This is a genomic window from Shewanella sp. CAL98-MNA-CIBAN-0140 (assembly GCF_040309905.1).
In the GTDB taxonomy this organism is placed as follows: Bacteria; Pseudomonadota; Gammaproteobacteria; order Enterobacterales; family Shewanellaceae; genus Shewanella; species Shewanella psychromarinicola.
This window is the reverse complement of record NZ_JBEOPI010000035.1, coordinates 13,183-27,481: the sequence shown is the minus strand read 5'-3', so window position 1 is coordinate 27,481 and position 14,299 is coordinate 13,183. Positions and strand designations below refer to the sequence as shown.

The window sequence follows — 14,299 nt, the reverse complement described above, 5'->3', positions numbered from 1 at the left end:
ATTTTTTTCTTAAACTAGTGAGTAAACCACTTTTAGGTTTATGACGTATGTAGTGCTAATTTGTCGCTAATGAGTGACTTTACTTTACTTAAGGAAACCCTATGCAAGCAACCCCAGCATTCGCCAGTTTGGTTGATTCTGTTATGCCTCATGTCACCTTGTTAACCATTGAACAATATCAACAACAAGATCAATGGCTATTAATTGATGTACGAGAAGATAACGAGTGGCTGCAAGGTCATTTACCCAATGCCAAACACTTGAGCCGCGGCATTATTGAACGCGATATAGAGCATCGTTTTCCGGACAAAAACACCCCGTTATTGCTTTATTGCGGCGCGGGTCAACGTGCAGCGTTATCGGCCTATAATCTACAACTTATGGGCTATACACAAGTCGCTTCAATGATTGGTGGGTACCGCGCTTGGATCCAACATCAATTTCCTATTGTTGAAGACTGAGTAGATTAATGCAATATTTCCCATTGTTTGTGGATACTCAAGGTCTACAGGTTTTAGTCGTTGGCGCTGGTGAGGTCGCCACGCGTAAATTGGATTTACTGTCTCGTACTGATGCTCATATTCATGTAATAGCGCCTGTGATCGCTAATGACATTGAAAACTATCATACCCAAGCTCGGATCCAGTTGTCTCGTCGTGAAGTGTGCCGTGATGATATTGCCAACGTCGATATCATTTACCTCGCCACTGCCGATGAGCAGTTGAATATGGAGTACGCAGAATTAGCGACTGAGCGTGAAATTTGGGTCAATGTAGTCGATAATCCTAAGTTTTGCAGATTTATTACGCCTTCAATAGTGGATAGAGGCAGGTTAGTCGTTGCCATCAGTACCGCTGGCGCCGCGCCAGTTTTTGCTCGAACTATCCGTTCACGACTCGAAACGATGTTACCGTCATCGTTAACGCCTTTATTTGATTTTGTTGCCAGCAAGCGAGAGGAAGTTCAAGATAAATTACTTGCAGGTAAAGATAGACGTTTGTTTTGGGAACGATTTTTTACCACTAACCAAGATAAATTTGATACGTTAACCGAGCAGCGTTTCCATAACGCTTTTCAAGATTTTAGCGTTAAAGGTGACATTATTCTATTAACTGAGGATACGCCAGCACATTTATTGCCTATCGCAGCAATGCCCTTGCTACAGACGTTAGACGTTGTCTTCAGTGATAACCCGCTTGACAGCGAGTTTAATGAGTTATTAAGGCGTGATGCAAGCAGAGAAACGCTACCATTATTAAGTGATATTACCCATCAATATGAACATGGAAGTCGTATGTTAATAGTGTCTTCTGTTGCAAAAGTTGCCCAGTTAAGTGCGCATTTCCCCATGGCCAAACATCTACGCCCTGGCGCTATTTAACCCGATAAGTACGATGTCCTATTATGCCGAGTCTACTTTGTAGTAGACTCGGTTTTTTTATGTTAGTTGGAACCCTTTATGGCCGCTAAAGCTACCGTTTTTAAAGTATTACTGCAGATAGCAGATATGGATCGTCATTATTATGCCGATCATCAATTTACCTTAGCGCAACATCCCTCTGAAACGGATACCCGTATGATGGTTCGTTTATTGGCGTTCGCCTTAAATGCCTCTGAGTCATTAGTGTTCAGCAAAGGGTTAAGTGTTGATGATGAAGCAGAACTTTGGGATAAAAATCTAACGGGTGAAATCGATCTTTGGGTTGAGTTTGGCCAAGCTGATGAGAAGTGGCTCAGAAAAGCCTGTGGTCGCTCAAAACAAGTCATTCTTTATACTTACGGTGGCAGAAGTGTACCGATTTGGTGGCAACAGAACCAACAAGCGTTTACCCGTTACGATAATTTAGCTGTGATTAATCTTCCTGAAGATGCAGTGAAACAAATGGATGTATTTGTTAATCGAAATATGACATTGCAAGTGAGCATTAGTGAGGGACAAATATGGTTGTCGGATGCAAACAATAGCGTATTAATCGAGCCTGAAACCTTAAAATGATCGAGATTGCACCTAGTGGTCATTATCATATTTACGACCACAAAAAAGTGAATTTAACCTTAATTTAGCAAAAGTTAATTAAATTTAATCAAAAGGGTCTTGTACTAATAAAAACACAGGCAGATAATTAATTCATGTAGTGGACATCATGAAAATATATAACCAATTAATATATATGGTTTTTTGTTTCTTGATGGTTGTTGATTAAGGATGTTATTGTGAAGAAGTTAGCCCTATACCCAGTAGAAAAAATTGATGAATTAACCTCTCCTGATGTTCATGAAGATATATCAGTACTATCTTCAGCGCTAAATGTGTTCACTGACTTTAAGAAAGTGACTCCGCTGGTTATTGAATCAAATACATCCGCTGTTAACGTTGAACATTTAATGCAGAAATCTCATGTTCGTCTTAAATTAGTGATCGATAATGCAGATCGATTTATAGGTTTAATCAGTTTTGAGTCTTTACATAATCAAGAGATATTAAAACGTGTTGCAGCCGGGCATCAACGTGAGCAATTAAGTGTAGCGGATTTTATGATCCCTAAAGAAGACCTTAAAGCGATTGATTATGAAGATTTAAGTTATGCAAGAATTGGCGATGTGATAGAAACATTAAAATCTGCAGGACAGCAACATTGTTTAGTATTAGACCGTGTAAACCATGCTATCTGTGGTGTGTTGTCTGCTAATGATATTGCTCGGCGATTAAAACTTGCTGTCGATGTGAGTACGCCCAATTCATTTGCTTCAATATTTGAAGTTATTTCGAATAGTCAGCAGCCATCAGTGTTGCAATCACCGCAGCCTCATGTTTAATCTATAAATAATAAAAATAGCCACATCACGTGGCTATTTTTGCGTTCAATTGAATATATTATTGAAAGCTTAAGCTCCAAGTGTCGATATATCCGCTGTCTTGGTTTGCATTATCAACGGCTTTTAATGTCCATATACCACTTGATTCAACACCTGCCATATTAGCTGTGTAAGTCTGGGTTAGGTTATCGGTTCCGCCACCTGTGTTGTTATGAATAACAACCGTTTGACCTGTAGGGCTAACTAACTGGATTTTTAAATCGCCGATATAAGTATGAATAATCCCGATAGACACCGATACCGTTCCTGAATCGCCAGTGCGGTTAACATTTATAGGGCTGACTATGCCAGTAGTATTATTATCTGGAATAGTATAATTACCCGTATTAGTGTAGCTTGCTGGACCTCCAGTGTTACCACCACTCGTATTACCAGCAGTGTAATTAGCGACTAAACTGACACCGCTAAATGCACTGTAACCTTGTACCATCACATAATAAGTACCAGATTGAGGCGTCGCAATTGGGCAAGACTCTGCATTACCACTTTTCCAAGGACGACAGTCATAACTGCTGCTGGTAGGTGATGCGCCATACTGCACATACAAGTCAGCATCGCCTGTACCACCACTCATGGTAAAGCTTAAGTCTTTTGCACCTGTTGGCACATCTAACGAGAAATATAGTTCATCACTTTTTGCACCAGCTAAACCGGTTTTAACAGCGCCTTTTTCAAGTACACTGTCTCCAGATCCGGTTCCCGGATCGGTTGGACCATTACATGATTCGTCTAGATAAGCTTTTGCTGCAACGGCATTAATCATCCCGTAACCTGTTTGGTTATCACGACCCGCAACGCTTAAGTCATCTGCGGTTGCATTGAGTGCAGCACGCACTTGGCTAGCGCTACATTCTGGATGATAACTCCACACTAATGTGGCGACACCTGAAACATGCGGCGTTGCCATTGAAGTACCATTATAATATGCATAATCTCGGTTCCCTTGGTTGCTCACCGTGGTTGATTGCCCCAACTTGGCTTTAAGAGCAAGCCCTGTTGTCCGATCGATAGAAACTGAAGGCACTGTAATGTCACTATTTGCATCAACCAAAAATGGATTTTGTAAGCCAGGTAACGCACTATTACTGTAAACAATGATCCCAGCTGCCCCAGCATCTTTACAGGCTTTGGTTGAGTTTATTTCTGGATAGCTTGAGCCTTGATTGCCGACTCGCTCGACTAAACAGATTTTGTTACTCATATTACCGCAGTTAACACTAGTACCACTCACGGTACATTCTGCCAGTGTGGCCGTTGCACTTGCGTTAATAGGTGCAGCAGTGTAACTGCTTCCAGATGGTGTCAGACGGTTATGCGGCACTACGCCATTACTAAAATACGACTGAGCACCAATGGTGATATCGGCCAAACGTCCTTCACCAACCGTTACGGTTGAAAGAATCGCTTCACCGGGGCCGGATATTTCAACTTGATCTGTATATTGTGAAAACGCGGCATGATCCAGATTGCTATCAACCGCTGCCACCGACATCACACCGTCGTAAGATGCTGGATAGCTGTAACTACTGTCTCCTGCGTTGCCTGCTGCTGCAATTAATAATACCCCATTATTATAATGATTATTCAATGCATTACGCTCAGTAGTAGTTGAACCGCTGCCACCTAAACTCATTGTGACTACATTGGCGCCACCTGAATTAACACACGTATCGATAGCGGCCACGAGTGATGATGAGTAACCCCAGCCAGCTTCGTTAAACACTTTTACCACATGAATATTGGCATTTTGGTTAGGCATAACCCCGACCACACCTTCGTTATTTGCAATTGCCGCAATAGTACCTGCCACATGGGTTCCATGGGCATTATTGTTACCTGGTTGATACCAGTTTCCTGTACCTGAGTTATTGGTTCCCGTAACGTTGTTTGCATTTAAATCGTTGTGGCTACGATCGTAGCCAGAGTCGATAATACAAATAGTGCGATTACCTGCTTGGCTGTCACTGAGTACTGTCGCGCCAACAAAGGTTTGTCCCCAAGGTGTTGTTTCTGCAAGTAGTCTACGTGGTGAATCCTCTTCAACATATTCAACATCTTGGCGTAAACGCAATGCTTTAATCGAAGGCGAGTCGAGTTTGACCGAATAACTATTGCTACGACCAACGCGTTTCATTTCTCGCGCTTTTACGCTGTTCAAGGCGCGAAATTGACTGAAGACTTCATTTGAGCGAGGCTCATAAGACATGCTATTTGTTTCTGATTGCACGTCCACATTTTGTACTGCAGAACTGTCGCTGAATGTTTGTGCTGCGTTGTCATTTCTAAACTTAACAATATAACGTTTTGGTAACGGAGATTGTTGTTCAATTTGTTGGTTAGTTGCAGAGAGTTGCAAGGGGGTCGGAGCAGCATTGACTTGAGTTGAAATGGCTAACGCGAGTGCTGTCATGCTAAGCACGACAGCTGGGTTTTTATGCTTTTTCATATTATCTTCCATGTTACGAGGGTGACGTAATGTCTTTTATAATTATGTTTTATTGATAAGCTTATTCTGCCTATCTGTATAAAAGGTAATCACTTTTTCGGTGCATGTAAACAAGATGTTAACTAGTGTCGTTGGTAAACGAGTGGCTTAAACTCTACTATATGAATATTTATTTGTTATATTTGAATTAAAAATCATATTGCCGCCCTAAAATAGAACGTTATCTATCTAATTATAATCGAGTTAATGTTATAATCCGCTTAACTTAAAAGTGAATAGATAAAGCTGTATATGCTAATAAATAATTAACTAATACTAAGTGTAAACAATACTTTGCGGAATGATGAATATGGAACGATACTGATAAAAAGAGTGTATTGATACTAGGGGGTTAGGCAAGGCAAGCCATTAGGTTATTGAACTTAAAACCACAGTAATAGACCTGTGGTTTTAGACTTGGTTGATATAGCTGATTGCTAAGATTATCGTGATGACATCAAAGTGTCGAAACCGCCAGCGTTATAGGTGTTGCTGTAACCTTGTTTTACTAATGATTCCTGTGCAATACCACTACGGCGACCGCTATGGCAATATAATACAAGGTCAGTATCTTTGGCCAAGTTAAGTTTTGCAAGTTCTGGCACTATTTGATCAAATGGAATGTTAATCGCACCGTCAATATGCCCCGCAGCAAACTCTTCAACAGTGCGAACATCAATTAACGTGACACCGCGATCTATTTTTTCCCATGCAACGCTAGGCTCTTGCTCTGTTGCCCAAGTTGGCATTATTGCTGCCGATAACATGACTAATAGCGCCAATATGATTTTAACAGACAAGAGCATAGATTTTTTAAACACAATAATTTCCTTGTTATTTATTTAAGGCTATTTCTGCCGCGGTTTTGATCCCAAATTTTTTCATGACCATTGCCGCAGGACAAAAGCCTGTGAAGGCACTCTGGAATAGATTAGCGCCTACAAACACGGTTAGCCAGACAAAATGTGGACTGACGGTTGCGGTTAACACAATGGATAATAAAACCATGAAGCCTGCAAAGGCCATAATACTTCTCTCTACTGACATATCGAGCTCCTTATTGGGCGTTGCCCAGTTAACAACATAATCTTGTTACTTAGCTGTGATAACGAGTTTATTTTTCATCACCGAAAAATACAATACGGGGATCACCACTAACGTTAAAATGGTTGAGATAAAAATTCCAAAAATTAAACTGATGGCTAAACCGTTAAAAATAGGGTCATCAATAATGAATAATGCGCCAATTATTGCTGCTAATGCAGTCAACATAATCGGCTTTGCCCTTACCGCACCTGAGTGGATCACGGCTCGCTCTAAGGGCACTCCCGCAGCCGTTTGTTGATTAATGAAATCAACCAATAAAATAGAGTTTCGAACAATAATGCCTGCTAATGCAATCATGCCTATCATTGACGGTGCAGTAAATTGAGCGCCTAACAAAGCGTGTCCAGGCATAACGCCGATAATGGTTAATGGAATTGGCGCCATGATGATTAACGGCACGATATAAGATTTAAATTGACCCACAACGAGTAAGTAAATCGCAATCATACCGACGGCGTATGCAATGCCCATATCACGGAAAGTTTCATAGGTGATTTTCCATTCACCGTCCCACAAAATGGAAACGTCGGTTAATCCATCTGGCTGATTCACCAGATTTTGTTTAATAGGATAACTTGAGTTACCTTGTTCATTTTGTTGATTAATTTGACTGACCATATCAAACATGCCATAAAGTGGGCTACCTGTTGGCCCTGCCATATCGGCAATAACCATTATCATAGGCACCATATTTTTATGAACAATAGGTGCATTAATCACTTGTTGTTGCACCTTAACTAATTCTGTCAGTGGTACTGTTTCACCTGATTGAGTCGGTAGGCGTAATAACAAGACTTGCTTTAGATCTACTTTAGCGGCTTCATCAAGCTGTAATCTAATCGGTGTGGGATGAGCTAACTGTGCTTGATGCAAGTAACTGACGTCCTTACCATCCACGGCAGTGCTGATCGTATCCACAATACTGGCGTAAGAAACACCCATTAAGCTGGCTTTATTTCGATCAATGACCACTTGCCACTTTTGTTGTTGCGCAGGCAAATAAATATCCATATCAACAACGTATTCGGTATCTCTGAAACGTTGCAATAAGTCATTGGCTGCTTGTTCACGTAACTCGGTGTTAGGCGCATAAACCTCAGCAACTATAGGTGACCAAACCGGTGGGCCTGGTGGTACCTCAACAATTTTGATATTGGCTTGATAACGTAGGCCAATTTTTTGCAACGGCTCGCGTACAGATGATGCAATGGTATGACTGTCGCGGTCTCGATGTTTTTTATCCACTAGATTGACCTGAATTTCACCGAGCTCTTGGCTGCTGCGTAAAAAATAATGACGAACTAAGCCATTAAAATTCATAGGTGCATGGGTGCCCGCATACAACTGTAAATGCTCAACTTCTTCTACACTGCTGAGATATTGACTGAGATCTTGCAATACTCTTTGAGTTTGTTCCACAGGGGTGCCTTCAGGCATGTCGACCATCACCTGAAACTCAGACTTATTATCAAAAGGCAGCATTTTTAGTACTACAGCTTGCATTACAGGCAAGGCGATAGCGAAGGCAATCAATAATACGATCCCTAAAGCCAAGCCTTTTCGCGCTTTTGGCGCATGTTCGCCGAGTAAAAAAGGACTCATTATTCGCGTAAATAGACGTGTTAATCGATTGTCTTCTTCTACTGGTACGCCTGTGTCAGTCGCTTTATTGTTTGAGCTATGTGACTTTTTATGAGGTTTTAACAATATGCGGCTTAACCATGGGGTCATAATAAACGCGATTAATAGCGAAATAATCATTCCCATACTGGCATTAATCGGAATTGGGCTCATGTATGGACCCATTAGTCCGGATACGAATGCCATTGGCAATAGGGCGGCGATAACGGTGAAGGTGGCTAATATAGTTGGCCCACCGACTTCATCAACGGCATGAGGTATGAGCTCGCTTATGGGTTTATCACTCATTGCCATATGCCGATGAATATTCTCTACCACCACGATGGCGTCATCGACCAAGATACCAATGGAGAATATAAGTGCGAACAATGAAATTCGGTTTAGGGTGAATCCCCATGCCCAAGATGCAAATAAGGTTATGGCGAGAGTAATGATAATGGCTACACCAACGACGGCAGACTCACGAAGTCCCATGGTGAAAAATACCAGTAGTACTACCGCAGATGTGGCAAAGATCAATTTGAAAATAAGTGTATTAGATTTATCTCCAGCGGTTTTACCGTAGTTGCGAGAGATAGCGACATTGACATTATCGGGAATTAATACGTTATCGACAGCATCGATTTTGGCTAATACGGCATCAGCAATGTCGACGGCATTTTGCCCTGCCTGTTTACCAATAGCGATTGTTATAGCCGGGTAAGTACCCTTATCTGTTACGTGCCAAACATGCTGTTTAGGAATATCACTTTTAAGGCTCACATCGGCGACATCAGATAAATAAACTGCACGAGGAAATGGACTTTTCTCCGTTGTTGTATCACTCTGATTAACTTTAATCAGCAGATTATTCACATCATCAGGCGTCTGTAAAAACTGCCCCGCTTGCAGTTTTATTACTTGATTAAACTGCGTCATCGAGCCGACTGTAGACAGTTGGTTATTATCTTGTAATGTGGCACTAATATCGTTGAACGTTACGCCGAAACTGTTCATCTTGACAGGATCAATACGCACATTTAACACCATCTCGTGGCCACCTTGGCTATAAATCTCTCGAGTACCCGGTATCCGTTTTAGTTCGGTTTCTAGGCCCGATGCGACCAAGGTAAGCTGCTCTGCAGTGATGTTTGGATCTTGAGACCAGAGCGTCAACCCTACTATAGGTACGTCATCAATACCTCTAGGTTTGATTAACGGCTCACCAATGCCTGCTGCATGGTTAAACTTATCGCTGTTTGAATACAGTTGATTGTATAAATTAACCACGGCTTCATCTCGTGGAACGCCGACGTCAAAAATAGCGATAATGAGCGCGCCATCGGGCTGAGAAAATGAGTAAAGGGTATCAATGCCTTTTATTTGAGAAATGATCCGTTCTGCAGGCAAGGTGACCTGGTTTTCAACTTCCGTTGGTGTAGCTCCTGGGTAGGGGATAAACACATCTGCAAAAGTGACATCAATTTGCGGCTCTTCTTCTTTGGGGGTAATAATCACTGCAAAAAGGCCTAGTAATAAACCTAAAATAGCCAATAATGGAGTAATAGCACTGTGTTGAAATGCCTTTGCTATGGAGCCTGAAATGCCGAGTTTCATTGATTCATTTGGTGTTGTCATCAGGTTTACTCCTGACCTTTCGCTGCTGAGGACATAATTAAATATCGTCCAGCATCGATAACAATTTCATCGCCTTCCAGTAGCCCTGATAATACTTCAGCAGTATTATGTTGACGATCTATTCGGCCTATACGTACTTGGTTAAGCACTATTTCCCCCGCATTTTTGCGATACACAGAGGTTAAGTCACTGACTTGGTGTATGGCCGACAATGGGATCATCAAACTCGTTCTGCTTGGAAAGTTTACTATTACTTTGGTCCATTGACCCACAATGACATCTTGCATATTACTGACATCAAGATTGACTCTCACTTGATGTTGGTGTGTCAAAGGATCGGAAAATTGATACACTTGGATATCATTCGAAGTGATTTCATCGCCGTTTAATAATTGAATAGTAACTTGATCTTGTTGTTGCACCTGAGCAATATCTTGTTGGGGAATTTGAAATACCGCTCTAAGATGTTGATTATCATAACCGGAGAATAAGGCTTGGCCGTAGGATATCGTTTCACCTTGTTCAACGAAGCGTTGGGTCATTCGACCACTGAAAGGTGCGCTCACTACGGTGTAATTCAAACCTTCTTTAGCTTTTACTAATTGTGCTTGAGCGGCGCTGATAGCTTGTTTGCTGGATTTGGCTTTGGCAGTGGCTTCATCCATGGCACCTTTTGATATCGCCCCTTTGGGGAATAATGCTTTATAACGAATATACTGTGCTTGAGCTTCAGTGTTTAACGCTTCTGCTTTGGCGAGTTCAGCTTCAGCCCCTGCTAATCCAGCCCCTTGTTCTTTATTGGTAATTTCCAATAAAGCCGCGCCTTGTGGAACCAGGTCATTAACATCAAAATGGATATTCATGATCCGTCCCGAGGTTTGCGCAGACACAGTTGCAGCTTTAATGGCTTCAATTTTCGCATCGTATAATCGCGGTTGATATTGTTCGGAATACACCAGCTTTAATGTATCAACATCAGAGGCTTGGGCTGCGCTGGGTAAAACTATTGTGGTGAGTATGGCACCAAGGAATAAATAATTGGATAAGCGAGACATATTGATAGCCTATTCGGAAGTCTATAAGAAAATTCTAATGGACTTTCGCCTGTTACGCAACCGATATATTATAAAACTTTATAAATTAGAACTCAGTGATATAACAGCTATAAAAAAACCGCCAGTTTAAGATGAAGGCGGCTTAGTTGAAAAGGGTGCTGCTGTTCTTTAGTCCGTGGTGAGTGGACGAAAAAAAACAGTAAAGACAAATGATTAAATAGTAATAATTGAGTACTGCTAATTAGAAACTGTAGTTATATTGTACTGAGTAATAAACAGCATTAGATCGGGTTTGTGCTGAAATCTCACTGTTGTAGCCAGGCACTTGCGCAAGAAGATTGCTATTTTCTAATACAGTAACATCTTCTCCTCGGACAAAAGCAATGCCTAAATCAACGCTCGATTTTTGATTTAAATCGTAACTGACACCCGCGGTATACCAAGTACGATCAGAATCAGGGATAGATAAAGATGAATGCTGATTAACTACGCCTTGATCTGTTGCGATACCAGCCCGTAGAGTCCAATCTTGAGTGAGGTTATAGGTTGCACCTAAACTTAGGAACCACGAGTCTTTCCAGTGATATTCTTTTAAGTCTGCTTGGTCGACACCATTTGAACCGTCTTTAACCACGATTTTGTCGAATGCACTCCAATTAGTCCATTGAGCAGTATAATGCACGGCAAATTTATCCGTTAGCTGGTGGAAACCGGCAAACTGAGCAATATCAGCGATAGGAATATCTATTTCATTGTATTGAGAGTAAACGTAGTTTACATCACCTTTGGCGGTCAGTTTTGGGCTAATACGATAGCTTAGACCAAAGCGGTTATCCGGGTTAACTTCATAAACCACGCCCACAATCCCACCCAAAGCCCAGCCATCAGCATCAACATCAACTAAGTTACCAACCTGTGGGTTTTCGCTTGTACGTGTCAGGGTTCCGCTGCCATAAACCGCATCAATACCAAAACCAAAACTAAATTCATCATTCACACGATAAGACATACTGGTGTTGAAGTTAATGGTAACCACTTCGGTGTTACCCAATAAATCTACCGGCGGGGGCAGCGGTACAGCATTGCCGTTAATAGTAGGGGTTCTGTTTGCCAAGTCGCCTAAATCGGTGCCGGTGCCATAGTTACTGAATACGGCAACACCGAAAGCCATTTTATCGTTAATTGGGTTGATATAGTAAAAATTGGGGATGACTTTTGCTTCTGCAGCATGATGTTCACTACCAAAATCAACATCTTTTCCGTTAAAATTTCCTTCAGCATCCGATACCGAGACATCGATATCAGCATAAATAATGCCCAAAGATATCGCGGTTTCATCAAAAAGAGCCATTGCTGCAGGGTTACGAGATAAGACTGATGCATTGTCAGCAATAACTGCATCTCCAGCCATAGCACGACCGATACCGGTAGCTGATTGGCTATTTAACTGGAAACCGGCTGCGGATGCTTGGGTACTAATTAAGCCTACAGCCAGAGCAATAAGGGTTTTGTGGAACTTATTCATTATTATTTCCCATTTATTATTACCGTTTTGGTACAAAGTTTATTCATTTCAGATATTTGACGGTTAAAAATTAGGGCATTTTAGGTAAATGTGAACAATGTGACAACTCCGACCAGATGTTAGTTGTTGTTAATGTTATGTTAATTGTTATTTTTAATGGTGAAGTAGGTGTTTGATAGCATGACAGTATAGGTAAATTATCGTCAGTTTTAATACGACAATTAATAGGCGGGGAGATGTCAATTAACGTTTATTTATACTGAATGATGTTGAATCAAACAAATAACGATTAACCATAATCGGCTTAATATGACGTAACGTCATCTTTTTTTGGATGTTTGGTGACTTAACGCCATTACGGTAGTGAATAACTCAACCTCTGAGGGAGAGACGCTGAGTTATCAAGATCAGTGAACTACATAAAAGTACTATGATTTTAATGATTCACGAAAAGCCGTAAAGTCGGCGATAGTTTTTTGTGTTGGTGGTGATACTTTACTGACGATGACGCCAATTAACATTGCAAAAATAAATCCAGGTACGATTTCATATAAATCAAAAATCCCGCCAGTCATTTGTTTCCATATCACTACCGTTATCGCACCCACCAAAATGGTTGAAATCGCACCATTACGACTATAGTTCTGCCAAAAAAGCGATAATAACACCACGGGACCAAATGCAGCTCCAAACCCCGCCCATGCATAACTGACGAGCCCTAAAACACTGCTTTCAGGATTGAATGCAACCACTCCAGCCACTAATGCGATAGCGATAACGCCAATTCTCCCTACGAGCATTAATTCTTTGCTGCTGGCCTGGGGACGCAACCATTTAAGATAAAAATCTTCTGTGATCACACTGGAACAGACTAATAGTTGTGAATCAATCGTGCTCATGATGGCTGATAAAATAGCCGCAATCAGTAAACCGCCAATCCAAGGATTAAAGGCCACATGTGCTAAATAAATAAATACCGTTTCTGAGTTCTCAAGTGGATCGGCAGCAAAGTAAAGACTGCCAGCAATACCTGTGGCTAAGGCACCCAATAGCGACAATATCATCCAAGTCATCGCAATACGTCGGGAAAGCACTAAATCATTCGGGTTGCCGATAGCCATAAAACGAGACAAAATATGCGGTTGACCGGAATATCCTAATCCCCAGGCCAGTAAAGAGACAAGTCCAATAACCGTGGTGTTTTCATTAATAAATGACAACATGGCTGGATCAATTTTTTCAAGACCTGCTTGTGTATCTGGTTGACTAAAGATAGATATTGGCACGATGATTAATGCTATTAACATTAAGCAACCTTGAAAGAAGTCTGTCCAACTAACGGCAAAGAATCCCCCCACAAAGGTATATGAAACAATAATAAATGAGCCGATTATTAAGGCGACGGTATAATCGAGACCAAATACTTGTTCAAATAATATCGCGCCGCCCACCATGCCTGAAGATGCGTAGAAGGTGAAAAATATGATGATAGTTAACGCTGAGATCGATTTTAATAGCCCATTAGAGTCATTAAAACGGTTTTCAAAAAAATCGGGTAACGTTAAAGAATTATTGGCAACTTGGGTATAAATACGCAAACGTTTGGCGACAAATAGCCAATTAAGCCAAGCGCCAAACACTAATCCAAAACCAATCCATGCTTCGCCTAATCCGCTTAAATATACGGCACCGGGTAAACCAAGTAATAACCAACCTGACATATCTGATGCACCCACACTCAGAGCGGTTACCGCGGGGCCCATTTTTCGCCCACCGAGAATGTAATCATCGACTGTATCGGTTTTACGGTAGGCCCAGTAACCAATGCCCATCATTAAAGCCAAGTATCCGATAAAGGTAATGAGGATCGGTGTTTGAATTTCCATATGGCTTCCAATGAATTATTTTTATGGCCAACATGCTTGTAGAAGTTAAATATAGTTCACACCTTGAATTATTCAAGTGTAAAAAAATCCGCTATTCAATGAAGTA

The 14,299-nt window shown here is 41.3% G+C and carries 11 protein-coding genes; 4 read left to right on the top strand and 7 right to left on the bottom strand.

Translation table 11 applies throughout. The features are described from left to right. The first annotated feature begins 101 nt into the window (after positions 1 to 101). The 4 genes from AAEY93_RS16290 to AAEY93_RS16275 all read left to right on the top strand — a co-directional run bounded on the left by AAEY93_RS16290 (position 102) and on the right by AAEY93_RS16275 (position 2,817). Entirely contained in the window at positions 102 to 461 is a 360-nt protein-coding gene (locus AAEY93_RS16290; protein WP_101030222.1) for a rhodanese-like domain-containing protein, read from the top strand. Between the two features lie 8 nt (positions 462 to 469). Continuing rightward, the gene (locus tag AAEY93_RS16285; protein WP_351078358.1) at positions 470 to 1,381 is read left to right on the top strand and encodes a precorrin-2 dehydrogenase/sirohydrochlorin ferrochelatase family protein; all 912 of its coding nucleotides are present in this window, start codon (positions 470 to 472) and stop codon (positions 1,379 to 1,381) included. A gap of 78 nt (positions 1,382 to 1,459) precedes the next feature. Beyond that, positions 1,460 to 1,996 (top strand): YaeQ family protein, encoded by a 537-nt coding sequence (locus AAEY93_RS16280; protein WP_101030224.1) that lies wholly within the window; start codon positions 1,460 to 1,462, stop codon positions 1,994 to 1,996. A gap of 218 nt (positions 1,997 to 2,214) precedes the next feature. Next, positions 2,215 to 2,817 carry a CBS domain-containing protein gene (locus AAEY93_RS16275; protein WP_101030225.1) on the top strand — a complete coding sequence of 201 codons (603 nt, stop codon included), beginning with the start codon at positions 2,215 to 2,217 and terminating at the stop codon, positions 2,815 to 2,817. A 58-nt stretch (positions 2,818 to 2,875) separates the two neighbouring features. Here the strand turns inward: AAEY93_RS16275 and AAEY93_RS16270 are convergent, their stop codons facing one another. The 7 genes from AAEY93_RS16270 to putP form a co-directional block, all read right to left on the bottom strand. Beyond that, on the bottom strand, positions 2,876 to 5,323 hold the full coding sequence (locus tag AAEY93_RS16270) for a S8 family serine peptidase (RefSeq protein WP_351078353.1): 2,448 nt from the start codon (positions 5,321 to 5,323) through the stop codon (positions 2,876 to 2,878). 482 nt (positions 5,324 to 5,805) lie between these two features. Continuing rightward, the gene (locus AAEY93_RS16265; protein WP_124013638.1) at positions 5,806 to 6,183 is read right to left on the bottom strand and encodes a rhodanese-like domain-containing protein; all 378 of its coding nucleotides are present in this window, start codon (positions 6,181 to 6,183) and stop codon (positions 5,806 to 5,808) included. Between the two features lie 13 nt (positions 6,184 to 6,196). Continuing rightward, a complete protein-coding gene (locus AAEY93_RS16260) occupies positions 6,197 to 6,409 on the bottom strand; it encodes a YgaP family membrane protein (RefSeq protein WP_124013637.1) in 213 nt (70 codons plus the stop codon). A gap of 45 nt (positions 6,410 to 6,454) precedes the next feature. Next, on the bottom strand, positions 6,455 to 9,727 hold the full coding sequence (locus AAEY93_RS16255) for an efflux RND transporter permease subunit (RefSeq protein ID WP_124013636.1): 3,273 nt from the start codon (positions 9,725 to 9,727) through the stop codon (positions 6,455 to 6,457). Positions 9,728 to 9,732: 5 nt separating this feature from the next. Next, a complete protein-coding gene (locus AAEY93_RS16250) occupies positions 9,733 to 10,782 on the bottom strand; it encodes an efflux RND transporter periplasmic adaptor subunit (RefSeq protein ID WP_351078348.1) in 1,050 nt (349 codons plus the stop codon). A gap of 241 nt (positions 10,783 to 11,023) precedes the next feature. Then, positions 11,024 to 12,307, bottom strand: a complete 1,284-nt coding sequence (locus AAEY93_RS16245; protein WP_351078345.1) for an OmpP1/FadL family transporter — start codon at positions 12,305 to 12,307, stop codon at positions 11,024 to 11,026. A gap of 428 nt (positions 12,308 to 12,735) precedes the next feature. Then, a complete protein-coding gene (putP, locus tag AAEY93_RS16240; RefSeq protein ID WP_124013633.1) occupies positions 12,736 to 14,193 on the bottom strand; it encodes a sodium/proline symporter PutP in 1,458 nt (485 codons plus the stop codon). Positions 14,194 to 14,299: the final 106 nt, after the last annotated feature.